General features: G+C 69.7%; 16 protein-coding genes, 1 tRNA gene and 2 pseudogenes. 11 read left to right on the top strand and 8 right to left on the bottom strand.

Annotated features, from left to right (window positions below):
- Positions 1–59: 59 nt before the first annotated feature.
- Positions 60–3570 (bottom strand): annotated as a pseudogene (locus ACFJIX_RS00550) (ATP-binding protein).
- A 372-nt stretch (positions 3571–3942) separates the two neighbouring features.
- Here ACFJIX_RS00550 and ACFJIX_RS00545 point away from each other — a divergent pair.
- The 8 genes from ACFJIX_RS00545 to ACFJIX_RS00510 all read left to right on the top strand — a co-directional run bounded on the left by ACFJIX_RS00545 (position 3943) and on the right by ACFJIX_RS00510 (position 10515).
- Complete coding sequence (locus tag ACFJIX_RS00545) at positions 3943–4245, top strand: urease subunit gamma (RefSeq protein ID WP_067283776.1); 303 nt, start codon at positions 3943–3945, stop codon at positions 4243–4245.
- Positions 4246–4306: 61 nt separating this feature from the next.
- Positions 4307–4966, top strand: coding sequence for a HupE/UreJ family protein (locus ACFJIX_RS00540; protein WP_377156951.1), 660 nt, complete (start codon positions 4307–4309; stop codon positions 4964–4966).
- Positions 4963–5268 carry an urease subunit beta gene (locus ACFJIX_RS00535; protein WP_297528887.1) on the top strand — a complete coding sequence of 102 codons (306 nt, stop codon included), beginning with the start codon at positions 4963–4965 and terminating at the stop codon, positions 5266–5268. Before ACFJIX_RS00540 ends, ACFJIX_RS00535 begins: the two co-directional genes overlap by 4 nt.
- Entirely contained in the window at positions 5268–6986 is a 1719-nt protein-coding gene (ureC, locus tag ACFJIX_RS00530; RefSeq protein WP_377156950.1) for an urease subunit alpha, read from the top strand. Before ACFJIX_RS00535 ends, ureC begins: the two co-directional genes overlap by 1 nt.
- Positions 6987–7574 (top strand): urease accessory protein UreE, encoded by a 588-nt coding sequence (gene ureE, locus ACFJIX_RS00525; RefSeq protein ID WP_377156949.1) that lies wholly within the window; start codon positions 6987–6989, stop codon positions 7572–7574.
- Positions 7558–8271, top strand: coding sequence for an urease accessory protein UreF (locus ACFJIX_RS00520; RefSeq protein WP_377156947.1), 714 nt, complete (start codon positions 7558–7560; stop codon positions 8269–8271). The genes ureE and ACFJIX_RS00520 overlap by 17 nt, the downstream gene beginning before the upstream one ends.
- Complete coding sequence (ureG, locus tag ACFJIX_RS00515) at positions 8268–8945, top strand: urease accessory protein UreG (RefSeq protein ID WP_377156945.1); 678 nt, start codon at positions 8268–8270, stop codon at positions 8943–8945. The genes ACFJIX_RS00520 and ureG overlap by 4 nt, the downstream gene beginning before the upstream one ends.
- Positions 8946–9729: 784 nt before the next feature.
- Complete coding sequence (locus ACFJIX_RS00510) at positions 9730–10515, top strand: hypothetical protein (RefSeq protein WP_377156943.1); 786 nt, start codon at positions 9730–9732, stop codon at positions 10513–10515.
- A 94-nt stretch (positions 10516–10609) separates the two neighbouring features.
- Here the strand turns inward: ACFJIX_RS00510 and ACFJIX_RS00505 are convergent, their stop codons facing one another.
- From ACFJIX_RS00505 to ACFJIX_RS00490, 4 genes are all read right to left on the bottom strand, one after another.
- Positions 10610–12166, bottom strand: coding sequence for a tripartite tricarboxylate transporter permease (locus tag ACFJIX_RS00505; protein WP_377156941.1), 1557 nt, complete (start codon positions 12164–12166; stop codon positions 10610–10612).
- Between the two features lie 10 nt (positions 12167–12176).
- A complete protein-coding gene (locus ACFJIX_RS00500) occupies positions 12177–12602 on the bottom strand; it encodes a tripartite tricarboxylate transporter TctB family protein (RefSeq protein WP_377156939.1) in 426 nt (141 codons plus the stop codon).
- 184 nt (positions 12603–12786) lie between these two features.
- Positions 12787–14214 (bottom strand): methyl-accepting chemotaxis protein, encoded by a 1428-nt coding sequence (locus ACFJIX_RS00495; protein WP_377156937.1) that lies wholly within the window; start codon positions 14212–14214, stop codon positions 12787–12789.
- A 136-nt stretch (positions 14215–14350) separates the two neighbouring features.
- Positions 14351–15331: a LysR family transcriptional regulator gene (locus tag ACFJIX_RS00490; protein WP_377156935.1), complete on the bottom strand. Its 981-nt coding sequence runs from the start codon at positions 15329–15331 to the stop codon at positions 14351–14353.
- Positions 15332–15431: 100 nt separating this feature from the next.
- On the opposite strand from ACFJIX_RS00490, the gene ACFJIX_RS00485 reads away from it, so the two are divergent.
- Positions 15432–16235 carry an NAD(P)H-dependent oxidoreductase gene (locus ACFJIX_RS00485; protein ID WP_377156934.1) on the top strand — a complete coding sequence of 268 codons (804 nt, stop codon included), beginning with the start codon at positions 15432–15434 and terminating at the stop codon, positions 16233–16235.
- A gap of 30 nt (positions 16236–16265) precedes the next feature.
- On the opposite strand, the gene ACFJIX_RS00480 is transcribed toward ACFJIX_RS00485, so the two are convergent.
- The 3 genes and pseudogenes from ACFJIX_RS00480 to ACFJIX_RS00470 form a co-directional block, all read right to left on the bottom strand.
- Entirely contained in the window at positions 16266–17132 is an 867-nt protein-coding gene (locus ACFJIX_RS00480; protein WP_377156933.1) for a cyanophycinase, read from the bottom strand.
- Positions 17133–17135: 3 nt separating this feature from the next.
- A tRNA-Ser gene (locus ACFJIX_RS00475) sits at positions 17136–17225 on the bottom strand.
- 38 nt (positions 17226–17263) lie between these two features.
- A pseudogene (locus ACFJIX_RS00470) lies at positions 17264–18093 on the bottom strand (symmetrical bis(5'-nucleosyl)-tetraphosphatase).
- A gap of 100 nt (positions 18094–18193) precedes the next feature.
- Here ACFJIX_RS00470 and ACFJIX_RS00465 point away from each other — a divergent pair.
- Both ACFJIX_RS00465 and ACFJIX_RS00460 read left to right on the top strand, forming a co-directional pair.
- Positions 18194–19495 (top strand): hemolysin family protein, encoded by a 1302-nt coding sequence (locus ACFJIX_RS00465; RefSeq protein WP_377156932.1) that lies wholly within the window; start codon positions 18194–18196, stop codon positions 19493–19495.
- Entirely contained in the window at positions 19492–20241 is a 750-nt protein-coding gene (locus ACFJIX_RS00460) for a SapC family protein (RefSeq protein WP_377156930.1), read from the top strand. Before ACFJIX_RS00465 ends, ACFJIX_RS00460 begins: the two co-directional genes overlap by 4 nt.
- Positions 20242–20315 lie beyond the last annotated feature (74 nt).

Raw genomic sequence — 20315 nt, 5'->3', positions numbered from 1 at the left:
CATCGCAGGTCGTCCAACATCTGTCGCGGTCACGGCCACGCTCACCGTCATGGCCGCGCTCACGCGGGGTTCTCGCTGCGCGCCAGGCCGCGCAGCATCGCCTCGAACTGGAACTGCCGCGCCAAGGCGCGCTGCGCCTCGCAGAACGGGCGCCATGCGCCATCGACCGCCTCGATCGCATCGAGCTGTTGCAGCACGCCGCGGTAGTAGCCGAGCTGCAGCGCCTCGCGCAGTCCGGTCAGGCGCTCGGCCGGCGGCGTCTCGACCGGCTCGGCGGGCGGCTGCGGATCGGGCGTCGCGCGTTCGGTCCCGACGCGCCAGGACAGCGACAGCTGCTCGGTCAGCCAGTCCAGCAGCAACTCGTGCCGGACCGGCTTGAGGATGAAGTCGCGCGCGGAGATGCCGGCATCGTTGTCCTGGCCGCGCTCGAAGGCGTTCGCCGACACCACCGCCACGGCCGGCGCGTTCACGCCGAGCTCGCCCAGCATGCGCCGCAGGCGCCGGGATCGTTTCCCAGCCGTCGATGCCGGGCATCGCCAGGTCCATCAGCACCGCGTCCGGCACCCAGCCGGCGGCGACGAGGTCCAGCGCATCGTGGCCGCTCGACGCGTCGCGCACCGTGAAGCCGAGCGGCTCCAGCAACTCGGTCAGCAGCTGGCGGTCGTCCGACTCGTTGTCGACGATCAGCACCCGCGGCGAGACGCCGTCCAGACCGAGGCGCTCCTTCGCCGCGCGGCGCATGCGCGGCGTGTCCCAGATGCGGCCGTGCAGCTCCGGCAGGAACAGCCGCACGCGGAAGGTCGAGCCGCGGCCGGGCTCGCTGGTCGCCGACATCTCGCCGCCCATCAGCGCCGTCAGCATCTTCGAGATCGTCAGGCCCAGCCCCGCGCCCGGCGCGCCGCCGGCGCCGCTCGTGCCCCGGGCGAAGGGCTCGAAGATGCGCGCCAGTTCCGCTGCGTCCATGCCGGGGCCGGTGTCGGCGATCTCCAGGGTCGCCATCTCGCGGCCGTGCCGCACGCGCAGCGTGACCTCGCCCTCGGTGGTGAACTTGATGGCGTTGCCCAGCAGGTTGATCAGGATCTGACGCAGCCGCTGCTCGTCCGCGCGGACCCACTCGGGCAGCGTGCCCTGGGGCTCGAAGCGGAATCGCAGGCCCTTCGCCGCGGCCTGCGGCTCGAACATGTCGGCCAGCTCGCGCAGCAGCTCGTCGAAGCGCACCGGCGCGGGCTCCAGGCTGAGCCGGCCAGCCTCGATGCGCGCAATGTCCAGCGTGCCGTCGATCAGTTGCATCAGGTGCTCGCCGCCGCGCTTGATGACCTGCACCGCCTGGCGCCGCTGCGGCGGCAGCGACGCGTCCGCCGCCATCAGCTGCGCGTAGCCGAGGATGCTGTTGAGCGGCGTGCGCAGCTCATGGCTGATGGTGCTGATGTAGCGGCTCTTGGCCTGGTTGGCGGCTTCGGCGGCAGCCTGCGCGCGCTCGGCCTGCAAGCGCGCGCCCTGCAGCGCCTCGTCGGTGCGGCGGTGCGAGGCGATCTCGCGCATCAGCGCCTGCGTCTGCCGCTTCGATTCTTCCTGCGCGACTTCCCGGCTCTGATGCGCCAGCACCAGCCACCACGCGACCGTGCCCGCCACCAGCAGCAGCGCGAAGAAGGCCTTCAGCATGCCTGCCTTCAGGCTGGCGCGGAGCGCGTCCTGCGCGGCGGCGTCGATGAGCGGCAGCTGCTGCAGCTGCTGGTGATAGAGCAGCCCGAACAGCGTGGCCAGCAGCGGCGTGAGGACCAGCATCAGCAGCAGGTAGTGGCCGAGGCCGGTGTCGATGTAGCGCCAACTGCGCTGCGGCAGCACGCGGCGCAGCGCGGCGGTCCATTGCGCGGACAGGCTCGCCTGCGGCTTGCACAGGTCGCCGCAGCGCGCATCCAGCGTGCAGCACAGGGAGCAGATCGGACCGCGATAGGCCGGGCAGTGCGCCATGTCCGGGCCTTCGTAGTCGCGTTCGCAGATCACGCAGCGGCGCACGCCTTCGGCCGATTCCGTCTGGAGCCCAGCGGCCTGGATCTCCGCCAGCGGACGTGCGAGGTAGTAGCGCCCCTTCGTCGCCCACGCAATCAAGGGTGCGGTGACCAGCGCGGTCACCATCGCGATCGCCGCGGACCACGCCTGCGCCAGGTCGCCCATCATCCCGAGGTGCGCCGCCACCGACAGCACCGACGCCAGCGCCATCGCGCCGACGCCGACCGGGTTCACGTCGTACAGATGGGCGCGCTTGAACTCGATGCCCGGCGGCGAGAGACCCAGCGGCTTGTTGATCACCAGGTCCGCGACGACGGCCATGATCCATGCGATGGCGACGTTGGCGTAGAGGCCGAGCACATGCCCGAGCGCCTCGAACACGTTCATCGACATCAGCATGAAGGCGATGAGCGTGTTGAACACGACCCAGACGACGCGGCCCGGATGGCTGTGGGTCAGCCGCGAGAAGAAGTTGCTCCACGCCAGCGAGCCCGCGTAGGCGTTGGTGACGTTGATCTTGAGCTGCGAGACGACGACGAACAGCGCCGTCACCGCGACCGCCCAGCCGTATTGCGGGAACACGTACTCGTAGGCGGCGAGGTACATCTGGTTGGGATCGACCGCGCGCTCGGCGGGCACCGCGTGGCTGACGGCCAGGTAGGCGAGCAGCGCGCCGCCCAGCATCTTCAGAACCCCCAGCACGATCCAGCCCGGCCCGCCGGCCAGCACCGCGGCCCACCAGCGCAGGCGGTTCTCCTTCGTCTGGCGGGGCATGAAGCGCAGGTAGTCGGCCTGCTCGCCCATCTGGGTGATCAGCGCCACGCCGACGGTCAGCGCCGCACCGAAGGCGTGCACGTCGAAGGCCGCCGTGCCCGACTGCGACCCAATCTGGGTCGTGATGCCGTCGAATGCACCAGGATGAAGCCACCCGACCCAGGCGAAAGGCAGTACCAGCAGCGCCAGCCACAACGGCTGCGTCCACAGCTGCAGCCGGCTGATCGCCGAGATGCCGTGCGTCACCAGCGGGATCACCACCACCGCGCAGATCAGGTAACCCCACTGCGGCGGGATGTCCAGCGCCAGCTCCAGCGCATAAGCCATCACCGCCGCCTCGAGGGCGAAGAAGATGAAGGTGAAACTCGCGTAGATCAGCGAGGTCAGCGTCGAGCCGATGTAGCCAAAGCCCGCGCCACGCGTCAGCAGATCCATGTCGACGCCGTGCCGCGCCGCATAGACGCTGATCGGCAGCCCGGCCAGGAAAATGATCAGCCCGGTCGCCAGGATCGCCAGCGCGGCATTGGTCCAGCCGTAATGCAGCAGCAGCGTCGCGCCCACCGCCTCCAGGATCAGGAAGGACGCCGCACCGAAAGCCGTGTTGGCCACCCGCCAGGTCGACCAGCGACGGAAACGCTGCGGCGTGTAGCGCAGCGCGTAGTCCTCCAGCGTCTCCCTCGCCACCCAGGCGTTGTAGTCCCGCCGCAGCTTGATGATGTGCTGCGGGGCGTCCTGAGGAGGGAGGGGGCGTCCATGGGCGGGGTGCCTGGGAAATGCACGAAACATGCCGGGACCGGGCGCGCCGGCCGAGGAACCGGGGGCCGTTTCCTCCGTGTCCCTCCTTCAACTGCCTCCCGGCAGTCGAATTCCCTCCTTGACCTCCGGAAACGGCCCCCGGTCCCTCGGCCTTCGATACGCTCGTGGTGCGCCGCCCTCTTACCCCCGGTGTGTCGCCACGCGCGTGGCGCTCCTCCACCCTCTTACCCCCTCTCCCGCCTGCGGGAGAGGGTAGGGGTGAGGGCCAGCGGCAGGGGAAGTGCTGAAGCCCTCTGACTGCCGAGTTCGCTGACCCTCACCCCCCGCCCTCTCCCGCAAGCGGGAGAGGGAGTCATGCCAGCCTCGCCGCACCGGCATGGGGCTTGCTAGAGAGGGGAGACCATGGAATTGACGCCTCGCGAAAAAGACAAGCTGCTGATCTTCACCGCCGCGCTGCTCGCCGAGCGGCGAAAGGCGCGAGGCCTGAAGCTCAACTATCCGGAAGCCGTCGCATTCCTCAGCGCCGCCGTGATGGAAGGCGCCCGCGATGGCAAGACCGTCGCCCAGATGATGAAAGAGGGCCGCGAGCTCCTCACCCGCGACGACGTCATGGACGGCGTGCCGGAAATGATCCCCGACATCCAGGTCGAGGCCACCTTCCCCGACGGCACCAAGCTCGTCACCGTCCACCAGCCGATCCCCTGATCGCGGATCCCCGATCTCCGATCCCAGATCCCCCGATCCATTGATTCCCTTGAGGACAGCGATGACCGCACGACTCCTTCCCGCGTCCTTCGCCGACGCCGCCGTGACCGCCCTCCAGGCGCTCGCCTTGACCGTCGCCGCCGTGCTCCCCGTCTTCGTGTTCGCTCACACCGGCGACGGCAGCCTGCACGACCACGGCACGCAGAGCGCCGGCGCCGCCTTCGGCGAAGGCTTCACCCATCCGTTCACCGGCCTCGACCACCTCGCAGCGATGCTCGCCGTCGGCCTGTGGAGCGCGCTGACGCAGACCGGCCGTCGCATGCTGGCCGCGCCGTTCGCATTCGCGGGCCTGCTGCTGGCGGGCGCGTTGGTCGGTCTCGCGCTGGCCGACGAAGGACTGCGGGTGCCAGGTGTTGAGCCGATGGTCGCCGCATCGGTGCTGGTGCTGGGTCTGGTCGCCGCCGCGCGCTGGCGCCTGGGCGCGACGATGTCGGCCGCGCTGGTCGGCGCGTTCGCGGTCTTCCACGGCCTGGCGCACGGCGCCGAGCTGCAGGGCGGCGCCGCGCTCGCCGGCATGGTGCTCGCGACCGCGCTGCTGCATGCGGGCGGTCTCGCCCTCGGGCTGAAGCTGCGTTCGCTCGCGCCGGTCTGGTCGCGCGCCGCAGGCGGCGCGATCGCGCTGCTCGGCCTGGGTCTGGTCGCTCGGATGGTGGTCGCATGACGCCCGGCGAGCTGCTGGTCGACGACGGCGAACTCGCGCTCAATCCGGGCCGCCGCACGCTCGTGCTGACCGTGGTCAACGGCGCGGACCGGCCCATCCAGGTCGGCTCCCACTACCACTTCGCAGAGACGAACGGCGCGCTGGTCTTCGACCGCGAGGCCGCGCGGGGCATGCGCCTGAACATCGCGTCCGGCACCGCCGTGCGCTTCGAACCCGGCCAGCAGCGCACCGTGGAGCTGGTCGACTACGCCGGCAGCCGCGAGATCTGGGGATTCCGCGGCCTGATCCAGGGAGCGCTGTGATGGCCCGCATCGGCAAACGTGCCTACGCCGAGATGTTCGGCCCGACCGTCGGTGACCGCGTCCGGCTGGCCGACACGGCGCTGGTCATCGAGGTCGAGCAAGACCTGACCCTGCGCGCCGGCGGCTACGGTGAGGAAGTGAAGTTCGGCGGCGGCAAGACGATCCGCGACGGCATGGCCCAGTCGCAGCGCACGCGCGCGCAGGGCGCCGTCGACACGGTGCTGACGAATGCGCTGATCCTCGACCACTGGGGCATCGTGAAGGCGGACATCGGCCTGAAGGACCATCGCATCGTCGCGATCGGCAAGGCCGGCAACCCGGACACGCAGCCGGGCGTGGACATCATCATCGGCCCCGGCACCGAGGTCATCGCCTGCGAGGGCGCGATCGTGACCGCCGGCGCGATCGATTCGCACATCCACTTCATCTGCCCGCAGCAGATCGAGGAAGCGCTGGCCAGCGGCGTGACGACGATGCTGGGTGGCGGCACCGGTCCGGCGACCGGCACCTTCGCGACCACCTGCACGCCCGGCCCGTGGCACATCGAACGCATGCTGCAGGCGGCCGACGCGTTCCCGATGAACCTCGGCTTTCTCGGCAAGGGCAACGCGAGCCGACCCGAAGGGCTGGTCGAGCAGATCGAGGCCGGCGCGATCGGCCTGAAGCTGCACGAGGACTGGGGCACGACGCCGGCCGCGATCTCCAATTGCCTGGACGTGGCCGAGGTCACCGACACGCAGGTGGCGATCCACACGGACACGCTCAACGAAAGCGGTTTCGTGGAGGACACGGTGGCCGCCTTCAAGGGCCGCACGATCCACACCTTCCACACCGAGGGCGCGGGCGGCGGTCATGCGCCGGACATCCTGAAGGTCGTCGGCGAGGCCAACGTGCTGCCGAGCTCGACCAACCCGACGCGGCCGTACACGATCAACACGCTCGACGAGCACGTCGACATGCTGATGGTGTGCCACCACCTGGACCCCGCGATCGCGGAGGACCTGGCCTTCGCCGAGAGCCGCATCCGCAAGGAGACGATCGCGGCCGAGGACATCTTGCATGACCTCGGCGCGATCAGCATGTTCAGCTCGGACTCGCAGGCGATGGGCCGCGTGGGCGAGGTGGTGCTGCGCTGCTGGCAGACCGCGCACAAGATGAAGCAGCAGCGCGGCCAGCTGCCCGGCGACAGCGAGCGCCACGACAACGGCCGCGTGAAGCGCTATGTCGCCAAGCTGGCGATCAATCCCGCGATCGCGCACGGCGTGAGCCATGAGGTCGGCAGCATCGAGGTCGGCAAGTGGGCCGACCTGGTGATCTGGAAGCCGGCCTTCTTCGGCGTGAAGCCGTCGCTGATCCTCAAGGGCGGCGTGATCGCGATGGCCGCGATGGGCGATCCGAACGCGTCGATCCCGACGCCGCAGCCGGTGCATTACCGGCCGATGTTCGGGAGCTTCGGCGGCTCGCTGGCGCGGGCGTCGCTGAGCTTCGTGTCGCAGTCGGCGATCGCCGCCGGCGTGCCGCAGCGCTACGGCCTGGCCAAGACCGCGGTCGCGGTGAAGGGCATCCGCGGCGTGGGCAAGAAGGACATGGTCCACAATGCCTACGCCCCGCGGATGGAGGTCGATCCCCAGACCTATGCGGTGCGCGCCGACGGCCTGCTGCTGCACTGCGAGCCCGCCTCGGTGCTTCCGATGGCGCAGCGCTACTTCCTGTTCTGAATGATCCAAGTTTCCAAACTGCTGGCGCAGGGCGCCGGCCTGGCCCCCGTGCTGCTCAAGCGCGCCGCCGCCGTGACGCTCGACTGGGACACGCGCCAGAAGAGCCGCTTCCAGGTCGCCGACAGCCAGGGCCGCGAGCTCGGCGTCTTCCTGCCGCGCGGCACCGTGGTGCGCGGCGGCGACGTGCTGGTGGCGGAGGACGGCTCGCTGGTCCGCGTCGTCGCGGCGCCGCAGGCGCTGCTGCGCATCACCGCCTGCACCGCGCACGGCTCGCCCTTCGACCTGGTGCGCGCCGCGTATCACCTCGGCAACCGCCACGTGCAGATCGAGCTGAAGCCGGATCACCTCAAGATCGAGCCCGATCACGTGCTCGCCGACATGCTGCGTGCGATGCACCTGATCGTGAACGAGGTCGAGGAAGGCTTCGAGCCCGAGGGCGGTGCGTACGCGGCCGGTGGGCATGGCCACGAGCATTCGCATGACCACGGCCACGCGCACGACCACAAGCCCGCGGCCAAGAAGACCATCGCGATCCAGGCCGCTCCGGCCCCGCACGTGCACGGCCCGGGCTGTGGACACGACCACTGATCCCGTCACCGATCCCGTCCCGCCGCAGCTGCGGCTGACCTGGCTCGCGTCGCCGGCCTTGCCGATCGGCGCGTTCTCGTATTCGGAGGTGCTGGAGGCGGCGATCGAACACGGCCTCGTGCACGACGACGTCAGCGCCGGTGCATGGCTGAGCCAGCAGTTGCGACTGCTCGCGCGCGGCGACCTGGCGGCGATCGCGCAGGGCATCACGGCCTGGCGCGCCGGCGACGAGCCCGCGCTGCGCGAGATCGCCCGTTGGCTGCGCACGACGCGCGATGGCGCCGAGGCGCGCCTGCAGAGCGAGCAGATGGGGCAGTCGCTGCTGGTCTGGCTGCGCGGCCAGCCGATGGCCTCGCCCGGGCAGCTTGCGCTGCTCGTCGAGTGCGGCGAGGGCCAGCCGATGCCCCATGCCTTCGTGATGTCGCTCGCGCTGGCGACGATCGATGTCCCGGTCGAGCAGGCCTTGTTCTCGCAGGCCTTCGGCTGGGCCGAGAACCAGGTCCAGGCCGCCCTCAAGGCGGTGCCGCTGGGCCAGACCGCCGGCCAGCGCGTGCTGACGCGGCTCGCGTCCGAGATCCCCGCCGCGGTGGCCGAGGCCATCGCCACGCCGCCCGCGCGGCGGCAGCTGTTCGCGCCGATGCTGTCCGTCCTCGCGGCGCGCCACGAAACCCAGTACTCCCGATTGTTCCGATCATGAGCACGACCTCTCCCTCGACCACCGCGGCTTCCGCCCTCCATCACATCGCCGGCCGCATGAAGCGGCTGCCGCCGTTGCGCGTGGGCATCGGCGGTCCGGTGGGTTCCGGCAAGACGACGCTGCTGGAGATGCTCTGCAAGGCGATGCGCGACAAGTGGGACCTGGTCGCGATCACCAACGACATCTACACCAAGGAAGACCAGCGCCTGCTGACGATCAGCGGCGCGTTGCCCGCCGAGCGCATCCTGGGCGTGGAGACGGGCGGCTGCCCGCATACCGCGATCCGCGAGGACGCGTCGATCAACCTCGAGGCGATCGACCGCATGCTGGTCCAGTTCCCCGACGCGGACGTCGTGTTCATCGAGTCCGGCGGCGACAACCTCGCCGCGACCTTCAGCCCGGAGCTGAGCGACCTGACGATCTACGTCATCGACGTCGCGGCCGGCGAGAAGATCCCGCGCAAGGGCGGGCCCGGCATCACGAAGAGCGACCTGTTCGTGATCAACAAGACCGACCTCGCGCCGCATGTCGGCGCCGATCTCGAGGTCATGCGGTCCGACACCCAGCGGATGCGGCCGACGCGGCCCTTCGTGATGACCAACCTCAAGACCCTCAGCGGGCTGGACGAGGTGGTGGCCTTCATCGAGCAGAAGGGGATGCTGGGCACCGCCTGACCCCCTTGCATCGCCGCCGGGAGCCTCCGGTCGCCCGACCACGCCCGAAGGAGGGAAGAACCCGTCCCCTGACCGCCGGACTGATGGGCGATGCATCCTTCCGCCTCGTTCACTTCCACGGCGTCGTCGGCTTCTTCCTGGGGCGACGACACCCGGCCCATCCTGCCGACCCCGCGCGCCGCTGCGTCTTCCGTCCGGCAGTCCCGCAGTCCGCCGATATCGGAGACATTGCCGACATCGCCACCGTCGCCGGGCTCCCCCACGTCGGAGGCGCTCCTGATCGACGGCGCGCTCGAGGCTCTCGGGCCGCGCGGCGTGGACGAGACCGCGGTGCTGGTCCGGCAACTGGTCCGCGGCGTCGATCTGCAGGTCGTGCGAGGCTCGCCGGGCGAGGGGGTGGACCGCTTCGTCCGCGACGGCGAATGGCGGGACCTGCCACGGGACCTGCGCGGGCCCGCGGCCCAGGCGCTCGACCAGGAGCGTGACCGCGACTGCCCCAGCGGCCGGCTGCGCGCGTTCATCGCGGCGATGGGACGGGCCGCGATCAACCTCGCCCACTGCGGCGCGCGCAACTTCGCGTCGGTGGCGCTGCCCACGATGGCGCGCCAGGCCGTCGGCCGCGCGCTGGATCTGGCGTTGAGCGACGGCGTGTCCGAGGCGGCGCGCACCTGGCTGTCCTGCGGCGCGCTCGCGGTCCCGGTGGTCGGCCAGGCCGTGCTGTTCATCCGCGACGAGGCACGCGGCGAGGCGACGCGGTACTCCCCGCGCCACGCGCGTCGCGCTGATGGCGTTGCCGGCGGAGGCGTGCGCGCTCGGTGCCTCGACCGGCACGATGCTGTTCGCCGGCACGCGCTTCGCGGAAGCGGTGCTCTATCCGCTGATGCGCGACAGCATCCAGGCGCGCTGGCCGATGTTCACCGAACCCGACAGCGGTCCGACGCGGAGCTCGCTCGCGCTGGCGGGGCTCGGTTATGCGATCAACCAGCTGGCGGTGAGCCGCGTGTTCAGCGCCGCCCCCGATCTCGATCTGGACGCGCACGCGTTGCTGCCCGGCGGCATCGCGCTGCGCGGCCTGTCCAACTGGGGTGGCGAGGCGCTCGACCTCTGGACCCTGTTGATGATGCACCACGCCTGCCGTCATGGCTTCGGCACGCAGGTCCGCATGCGCACCGGGCAGGCCAGCCTGCCCGAGGCGATGCGCTCGCAGCGTCACTGGGACACGATGGCCGCGCGGGGCTGCTTCGTCGCGAGCCTCAACCAGCTCTACGACTCGCTGCTGGACGATCGGACGATGGCGCGATGGGTGGGTCCGACCTTCGGTGCCGGCGCGCCGGTGGCCGGAGACTGGCTCACCGAATTGATCGTCGGCAGCCTGACGGCGCCGAGCTACCTGTTCTGGACCGACCCCTTGCATTCACGCGGCGTGGAGTTGCAGACGCTGGACGAGCAGGACCGCGGACTGCCGCCGCCGCGCCAGTACGCGGGCAACAACGCGGAGCCGGCGGTCGCCTCGGACGAGCGCGCCGGCGGGGTGGCGCTGACGGCATTCCGCCGTCCGCCGCGCCCGTAAAAAAGCCGCCGGTCGTGGGACCGGCGGCTGAAGGTGGAAGAGCGCGCCCGAATGCGCTCAGCGCGGCGGCGAGCGCCGCGCCGATGGGGATGAATCAAGCCACCTGCGGCGTCACCCCGCCGCCGTCCTTGCCCTTGGTGTCGTCGTCGTCATGACCGCCGGCCGGCTTGGCGCCCTTGCGGTTGGCCAGGATGAACGCGATGAACTGCCACACGATGAAGACCGAGATGATCCCCAGCAGCGTCGCGCTGATCGGGCGCTGCACGAAGACGTCGAAGTGGCCGCGGCTGATCAGCATCGCGCGGCGGAAGTTCTCTTCCAGCATCGGGCCCAGGATGAAGCCCAGCATCAACGGCGCGGGGTCCATGTCCAGCCGCATGAAGATGTAGCCGGCCAGGCCGAAGGCGGCGGTGACGAAGATGTCGTCCAGGTTGTTGTTGACGCTGAAGGTGCCGATGCAGCAGAAGAACAGGATCGACGGGAACAGCACGTTGTACGGGATCTTGAAGACCGACAGCCAGTAGCGCACCAGCGGCACGTTCAGCACGACCAGGAACACGTTGCCCACCCACATCGAGGCGACCAGGCCCCAGAAGATGTCCGGGTGTCCGGCGATCATGTTGGGTCCCGGCTGGATGCCCTTGATGATGAACGCGGCCATCATCAGCGCCATCACCGGGTTCTCCGGGATGCCGATGCTCATCAGCGGGATGAAGCTGGTGCGCGCGGCCGCCTCGTCGGCCGCGGCCTGGCCGGCCACGCCCTCGATGGCGCCGTCGCCGATCTCGTGGCGGTACTTGCTGACCTTCTTGTCGACGGCGTAGGCCGCGAACTGCGCGATCGTCGGGCCGCCGCCGGGCAGGATGCCCAGGATCGAGCCCACCACGCTGCCGCGCAGCGCGCTCGGGATGATGCGCTTGAACTCGGGCCAGGTCGGCATCAGGTGGATCTTGCCGTTGAAGGGCGTGCGCTCGTTCTTGGCGTCCAGGTTCTTGGAGATCTCGGCGATGCCGAAGCAGCCCAGCGCGATGCTCACCAGGCCCACGCCTTCCGCGAGGAAGGGCATGTCGAAGGTGTAGCGCTCCATGCCGCTGTTGACGTCGGTGCCGATCTGGCCGAAGAGCACGCCGATCAGGCACATCGCCAGCCCGTTGAGCAGGCTGCCGGTGGTCACGAAGCTCACGCAGAGGAAGCCCAGCAGCATCAGCGAGCAGTAGTCGGCCGGGCCGAACAGGAAGGCCACCTCGCCCAGCGTCGGCGCCAGGCAGGCCAGCACGATGATGGCGACGGTGCCGCCGATGAAGCTCGAGATGCCCGCGGTGAACAGGGCAAGACCCGTCTTCCCCTTCAAGGTCATCTGGTACCCGTCGATGCAGGCCACGATGGAGCTCGCATGCGGGATCTTCATCGTGATGGCGCTGACGCTGTCGCCGTACTGCGCGCCGTAGTAGATGCCGGCGAGCATGATCAGCGCGCCGTTGACGGGGATGGAGTAGGTCAGCGGCAGCAGCACGCTGATCGTGGCCAGCGGGCCCAGGCCCGGCAGCAGGCCCACGAGGGTGCCGACGACGCAGCCGATCGCGCAGAACATCAGGTTCTGCCAGGTCAGCGCGTGCTCGAAGCCGAAGGCGAGGTTGTGCAGGATTTCCATGATCGGTGCCTTACAGCAGCGGCAGGTTGAGGCCGAGGAACTTCTGGAAGGCGAAGGCGATGGCCAGCAGGCCGATCGAGATCACCACGTTGCGCTTCCAGGAGTAGCTGCTGCCGGCGGCCGTGGCGATGAAGACCATCACGACGATGCCGGCGGACATGTTGAGGAAGCGTGAGGTCAGCGAGAACGCGCACAGCGCGGCCAGGATCAGGCCGATGTTCTTGACCTTGAACTCGAGGCCGGGGCCGCCGGCGACGATGCCGCGCACGATGGTGGACAGCGCCACCAGGCCCAGCAGGACGCTGATCATCAGCGGGAACATGCCGGGACCGGCATGGTCCATGCGGCCGATGGGATAACGCAGGGCGCCCAGTCCGAAGAACAGGGCCACCGCGGCGAGGAACAGGCCTCGTGCAAGCGAACGGTTGAGGGTCATGGCACACCGGGGAGGTATCGAGATGTGCCCATGGTTCCGGCGCGGCCCCCGCGTGTCGTACGCATTTCTGCGCAGCGACGACTCATTGCAGGGGCTTGGACAGCTTGCTGACAGCTTCAAGTCAAGCAGGCGTTATGCATGCGTTTGACGTACGTTGTGATGACGTCGCCGCGTCGTTGATTCGCTACGCCTTGCCGAGGTCGAAGGCGCCGACGACACGCGTCAGCTGGCTGGCATGCTCGTCGAGCGTCGTGGCCGCCGAGGCGGACTCGACGACCAGCGCCGCGTTGCGCTGGGTCATCTCGTCGAGCTGCGCGACGGCCGCGTCGATGCGTCCGAAATCGCGACGCTGCTCGCTGGCGGCGTCGGCGATGTCGTTGATCAGCGCGGCCACGCGCTGGACCGCGCCGACGATGTCGACCATCGTGCGACCGGCGTCCTGCACCAGCGTCGCGCCGGCGCCGACCTGCTCGGTCGAGGCACCGATCAGCGACTTGATCTCCCTGGCCGCCTGCGCCGAGCGTTGCGCCAGCGTGCGGACCTCCGCCGCCACGACGGCGAAGCCGCGGCCCTGCTCGCCGGCGCGCGCTGCCTCGACGGCCGCGTTGAGCGCCAGGATGTTGGTCTGGAAGGCCAGGCCGTCGATGACGCCGATGATGTCGGCGATGCGGCCCGAGGCGCGATGGATCTCCTCCATCGTCGAGACGACGCGCGTCACGGCGCCACCGCCGGCGTCGGCCACGCGCATGGCCTGATCCGCCAGCTCGCGGGCCTGCTGCGCCGCGTCGGCGGTCTGGCGCACGGTGGCGGCCAGCTGCTGCACGGAGGCGGCCGTCTCCTGCAGGCTGGCGGCCGCCTGTTCGGTGCGACCCGACAGGTCGGTGTTGCCGGCGGCGATCTGTGTCGATGCGCTGCCGATGTGCAGCGAGGCGTCCCGCACGCGGGCCATCGCCGCGTTGAGCCGTTGCAGCGATTCCTTGATGCGGACGCCCGCCGGCGTACTGGCCTTCACGTGGCCGACGTCCAGCGCGAGGCGGTCGTCGCGGCTGCCGAGCGCGCGCACGAGGTCGTGCAGCTCCAGGCCTTCCTTGGTGTTGCGGCGCATGTGGGCGGCCATGACCAGCTCGATGCCGGTCTGCGCGACGACGTAGGCGGCGTGCAGCACGATGCGTCCGAAATCCGGCTCGCTCAGGCAATAGGTGCCGAAGCCCGCGGCCAGCAGCCGGTCGAAGAGCAGGTGATGCACCGCGAAGAGCGCCGCGCCGAGCACGAGCACGCGCCAGTCGCGGTACATCAGCAGGTAGGCCAGCGTCACGAAGACGCCGAAGTGCAGCTCCACCATCCCGCCGCCGAGGTGGATGTGCAGCATCACCATCAGCGCCTGCGCGGTGGTCAATGCCATCCGGGTGAGGATGGCGCCGGGCGCGGCGGCGTAGATCAGCGCGGCGCCCGCCAGGAGGGTCGTGCCCAGGCCCGCGGCGAGGCCGATCTGCGCGTAGCGCCAGCCCAATCCCAGCGCCAGCAGCCAGCTGACCGCCAGGATCAGCAGCATGGCGCGGTCGCAGCCCGCATAGATCTTTCGGAATCCGGTCGGTCCGGTGACGTGTTCCATCCTGGTTCTCCCTTGGGCGCGGCGGCGGTCCTCGTGGCGGGACCGCTCACACCTCGCGGGGCGGATGTTCGTATCAGGATGTGAGCGAGCCCTTGGGGGCAAACGCCAGGAGGTACCCACCGCGGTGCGACGGATTTCACGACTCGGCGCCGCCGGTGTCAGGTTTTGCGCGAGAGGCGGCCACGCCGTGGACCTGGTCGCGCAGCCATCGCTGGGCGGCATGGCCCTGGTTGCGCTCGTGCCAGACCATGGCGATGTCGAAGCCGTCGATCGGCAGCGGCGGTGGGAGCACCAGCAGGCCGGCCGCGCGGCCCTTGACCAGACGCTCGGGCACCAGGGCCACGAGCTCGGAGCGGCTGACGATATCCGGCACGAAGAGGAAGGAGGCCGCGGAGAGCACGACCTGACGCTTCAGGCCGAGTCCGGCCAGGGCCTGGTCGACCGGCGTGGAGAACGCGCCACCGGCCGGCGAGACGATGACCTGCTCGAGTTTGGCGAAGGCCTTGGCGCTCAGCTTGCCGCCGGGCTTTCCGGCCTGTTTTCCGCTCTGCTTTCCGCCGACCTTTCCGTCCAGGGCCGGGTGGCCCCGGCGCGCGATCAGCACGTAGCGCTCGTGGAACAGCGCGCGCATGCGCAGGCTGGGCGCGGCCTCGATGGGCTGCATCAGCCCGAGGTCGATATCGCCGCGCGCCATCTGCGCGGCGTGCTGGCTCGGATCCATGTGCCGGACGGCGATGCGCACGTTGGGCGCCTCGCGGCGCAGGCGCAGCACCAGCGGCTGCAGGACGCTCGCCTGCAGGTAGTCGGAGGCGGCGATCGTGACCGTGAGGTCGGCGGTGGCCGGGTCGAAGTTCAGATGCGAAGTCGCCACGCCGCGCACCTGATCCAGCGCCTGGCGCAGCGGCTCCAGCAGCGACAGCGCCTTCGCTGTCGGCGTCATGCCGCGCTGCGCGGGGAGCAGCAGCGGATCCTCGAAGACGTCGCGCAGCCGCGCGAGCTGCGCGCTCACCGCCGGCTGGCTCAGGCTGAGGCGCGCGGCGGCGCGGGTCACGTTGCGCTCGGTCAGCAGCGCTTCGAGCGTCACGAGCAGGTTCAGGTCGAGGCGGCTGGTATCCATGCCATCGATGGTAGGACAGAGAAGACGTGATTTCACGGATGGCTCGGGGATCGTCAGACTGACGTTCATTCCCGATCCACTTCGATTTCCGGAGCCCGACATGACCCGTTCCCCTGACACCGACTTCCCCGATCGCAAGACCGTGCTGATCGTCCATGCACAACCCGAGCCGACCTCGCTGACGCGCACGCTGGTCGACGTCGCCGGGCAGACGCTGCGCGCCGCGGGCCACGAGGTGCTGCAGTCCGACCTCTATGCGATGGGCTGGAAGGCCGTCTACGACGAGCAGGACTTTCCCGTCCGCGCCGACACCGGACGCCTGGACTTCGTGCGCGAGTCCGGCCACGCCTTCGAGCAGGGGCACCAGCCGGCCGACGTCGACGACGAGCAGCGCAAGCTGCTCGCCGCGGATCTGGTGATCCTGCAGTTCCCGTTGTGGTGGTTCGGCATGCCGGCGATCATGAAGGGCTGGATCGATCGCGTCTGGGCGCGCGGCCTGGCCTACGGCCGCAACGGCCAGGGCAATCGGCTGCGTTACGGCGAAGGCGGCTTCGAAGGCCGGCGCGCGATGGTGTCGGTGACGACCGGAGGACCGGCCGCGGACTACGCGCCGCGCGGGATCAACGGGCCGATCGATCAGCTGCTGTTCCCGATCACGCATGGCACCTTGTTCTATCCCGGCATGTCGGTGCTGAAGACGCATGCGGTGCATGGGGCGGGACGGATGACGCCTGAGGCGGTCGAAGCGGCCGCCGCCGCGTGGCGCGCACGTCTGGTCCATGTCTTCGATGAAGCGCCCGTGGCGTTCCGCGCGCAGAACGGCGGGGACTATCCCGACGGGCACGAACTCGCCGACGAGGTCGCACCGGGCCTCACCGGCTTCGCGGCGCACATCGCCGCCTGATCGGCGAAGCGCCCGTCGGAGCGTCGCGCGTCAGTCTCGCAGGGACGCCGAGGCGGCGATCGTCTGCAGCACGCGCTGCAGATGCGCCGGGACTGTCGGATCGCCGAAGCTCAGCGACGCGCCCGATGCGAGCAGATGGAAGCCCAGGTTCTCCAGCGCGATGATCCCGGCGGACTCGCGTCGATCGCTGGCGCGGGCGGCGTCGATGACCGTCGCCGCGCCGCTGCCGACGACGCGCAGGCTCACATCGGGGCGGATGAGCACGGCGGTGTCCTCGTCGATGCCGACGCCGAGCCGGCGCGGATCGAGCGACACGAGGTGCAGCAGCCGCGCATGGCGCTTGCGCTGCGCGAAGTGCTGATCGATGACGAGCGCCGGCATCAGCCCAAGGGCGCGATGCAAGGCCCGCGGCGGACCGGCGAACTGCTCGTCGAGATCGCCGACGGGCATGTGCGCGCCGAGCGCGGAGGCCCCGGCGCTGGTGCCGGCGATGGCGAGCTCGCCGGCGCGGTGGCGCTCGCGGACGAGGGCGTGCAGCGGCGTGTCGATGATCACGTCGACGAGCCGTTCCTGGTCGCCGCCGGTCATGAAGAGCAGATCGGCCGCTCGCACGGCATCGAGCGTTTCCGCGGCGCCGGCCGCGTCGCGATCGCGCGGATCGAGCCACTGCGGCGTCGCGCCGAGCGCACGGAAGGCCGGTTCGTACTGGGACCAGAGCAGGTCCGGTTCGCCGCTGGCGGTGCTGAGGACGACGACCTGGATCGGCGTCCGCACGGCGTGCGTTTCATGACAGGCCGCGATCAGTTCGCGCAGCACGGCACCCGGCGTCAGCCGGTCCTCGTTGCCGCCGATGAGGGCGAGCAGGGCAGGGGGGCGAGCGGACGTGCGGGCGTTCATGGATGGCGGAGACGGTGAGATTCGAACTCACGGAGGGCGCGAACCCTCGGCGGTTTTCAAGACCGCTGCCTTAAACCACTCGGCCACATCTCCTGGAAGAAGGCGCGCATTGTATGCGCGGCCCGGGCGGCTCAGTCGGCTCCCGGCTTCTTCGCCTGCACGCAGTCCACCTGGATGATTTCCAGCGCCTGGCCGTCGGCCACGCGCGCGGCCGTCAGCGCGCCGCCCCAGACGCAGCCCGTGTCCAGCGCCAGCAGGTCCGGCCGCTGCACCAGCCCCAGCGTCGACCAGTGCCCGAACGCGATCGGATGCCCCGCCGTGCGGCGCTCCGGCACCTCGAACCAGGGCATGAAGCCTTCGGGCGCCGTGCCCAGGCCTTCCTTCGTCTTGAAGTCCAGCCGGCCCTTCGCGTTGCAGAAGCGGATCCGCGTCAGCACGTTGATGATGAAACGCAGCCGCGGCGCGCCCGTCAGATCGTCCTTCCACCGGTCCGGCTCGTTGCCGTACATCTGCGGCAGGAACTCCGCCAGCGCCGGACCGCGCAGCAGCGCGTGCACCTCGTCGGCCAGCGCCAGCGTCTGGTCCGCGTCCCATTGCGGCACCACGCCGGCGTGCACCATCAGCCAGCCCTGCGCGCGCATCGCCAGCCGCTGCCGGCGCATCCACTCCAGCAGCGCCTCGCGGTCGGGCGCCTGCAGGATCGCGTCCAGTGTGTCCCCTTTGTGCGGGGCCCGCACCCCCGCCGCCGTCGCGAGCAGGTGCAGGTCGTGGTTGCCGAGCAGGCATTGCGCCGCATCGCCCAGCGACTGCAGGCGACGCAGCGTCGTGAGGGAATCGGGGCCGCGATTGACGAGGTCCCCCAGGAGGTAGAGCCGGTCGCGGGACGGGAGAAATCGATCTTTTCCAGGAGACGCGCCAGCGCGTCGCAACAGCCTTGGAGATCGCCGATGAGGTAATGCATAGCGGGATTTTGCGGTGCCGATGTCACACAGGCTCTGCTAACCTTGCCGACCTTGTGTTTTGGGCGCGACTCGGGGTTAGTACCCGGTCCCGCGCTGTCAATGGATACCGCCCTAGTTCTCTTCCTGATCCTGCTCAACGGTTTGTTCGCCATGTCGGAGATGGCCCTCACGGCTTCCCGCAAGGCACGCTTGCAAGTGATGGTGGAAAGCGGGGAAGCGGGCGCGCAGGCCGCGATGGACCTGCACGAGAACCCCACCAAGTTCCTGTCCACGGTGCAGATCGGCATCACCTCGATCGGCGTGCTCAACGGCATCGTCGGCGAGGCCGCCTTCTCCGGCCCGCTGGCCGACGTGCTGCGCGCCAGCACCCCGCTGAGCTCCCGCGCCGCCGACATCACCGCCACCGGCCTGGTCGTGCTGGTGCTGACCTTCGTGACCATCATCTTCGGCGAGCTCGTGCCCAAGCGCCTCGGCCAGATGTACCCGGAGAACGTCGCGCGCCTGGTCGCGCCGCCGATGGAGATCATGTCGCTGGTGACGCGGCCCTTCGTCAAGCTGCTGAGCTTCTGCACCGAGTTCACGCTGAAGCTGCTGGGCATGGGCGGCCGCGCCAACCGCGCGGTGACGGAAGAGGAGATCGCCGCCAGCCTCGAGGAAGGCCTGGACGCCGGCGTCATCGAGGAACACGAGCACCAGATGGTGCGCAACGTGTTCCGCCTGGACGAGCGCCAGATCGGCTCGATGATGATCCCGCGCGCCGAGATCGCGTGGCTGGACATCAGCGACCGCCCCGACCAGATGCTGCAGATCCTGCGCGCGCACGGCTACAGCCGCTATCCGGTCTGCCGGGGCGGGCTGCACGACGTGGTCGGCACGGTCAGCGCGCAGAATCTGCTGGCGCGCTCGCTGGCCGGGGAATCGATGGACCTGTCGACCGGCCTGGAGCCGCCGGTCTTCGTGCCCGAGACGCTGTCCGGCATGGAACTGCTCGCGCACATGCGCGGCGCGGAAACCCCGCTCGTGTTCGTCGTCGACGAATACGGCGAAGTGCAGGGCGTCGTCGCGATGCGCGACGTCCTGGAAGCCATCGCGGGCGAGTTCAACTCGTCCGATGGCGAGGACGCCTGGGCGGTCCAGCGCGAGGACGGCAGCTGGCTGATGGACGGCCTGATCCCCGTCACCGAGCTGAAGGACCGCCTGGATCTGAAGGAACTGCCCGAGGAGGACCGTGGGCGCTACAACACCCTGGCCGGCATGGTGATGCTGCTGTTGGGGCGCTTGCCGCGCACGGCCGATGTGGCGGAGTGGGACGCGTGGAGATTCGAGGTGGTCGACCTCGACGGCAAGCGTGTGGACAAGGTGCTGGTCTCGCGACTGGCGGACGATGGAGTGAATCAATGAGCAACCCCCCGATGTATGAAAACCTGGTCCCCGTGGACCGGGTGCAGCACAAGAACACGCGCATGAAGATCGGCGCCCCGGTGCTGGACCGCGTGACGCAGCTGAACTCGCTGTTCGTCGCCGTGGCCGAGTTCGCCGACGCCAGCCTCGAATACCCGGTGGTGTTCGTGCGCGTCGGGCAGGCGACCGACGGCCAGCGTCCGGCGGTGGCCCCGCTGGCCGTGTTCGGCCTGAGGCAAGGCAGCAACCTGTTCATCAAGGACGGCCAGTGGACCGGCCGCTACGTGCCCGCCTACATCCGGCGCTGGCCCTTCGCCATGGCGCGCATCGAGGAAAGCACCTCCGACATGGCGCTGTGCCTGGACCTGGGTTCGGGCGCCTTCTCCGAGGCCGGTGACGATGGCGAGCCGCTGTTCAAGGCGGACGGCGAACCCACCGATCTGCTGCTCAACGCCAAGCAGTTCTGCGAGGACTTCGAGCGCGAGGCCGAGCGCACCCGCCAGGCCTGCGAGCTGCTGCAGGACCTGGACCTGCTGCAGGACATGCGCTTCGAGGCGCAGCTGCCCAGCGGCGAGAAGCTCGACGTGGACGGCTTCCTGACCATCAATGAGAAGGCCCTGGCCGAGCTGCCCGACGCGAAGGTCGTCGAGCTGCATCGCAACGGCCTGCTGGAGGTCATCACGATGCATCGCCTGTCGCTGCGTCTGATGAGCCGTCTGGCCCAGATGTACGTGCCGGCGAACTGAGCCCGATTCGGCGGGCGATCACCGGCTGAGACAAACCCCAAGCGGGTTTGCTTGAGTACGGCGTACGCGGGAGC

The sequence above is a fragment of the Roseateles sp. UC29_93 genome (genome assembly GCF_042695725.1).
Lineage (GTDB): Bacteria > Pseudomonadota > Gammaproteobacteria > Burkholderiales > Burkholderiaceae_C > Roseateles > Roseateles noduli_A.
The sequence above is the reverse complement of the archived record's forward strand: the minus strand, read 5'-3'. Positions and strand labels throughout refer to the sequence as shown.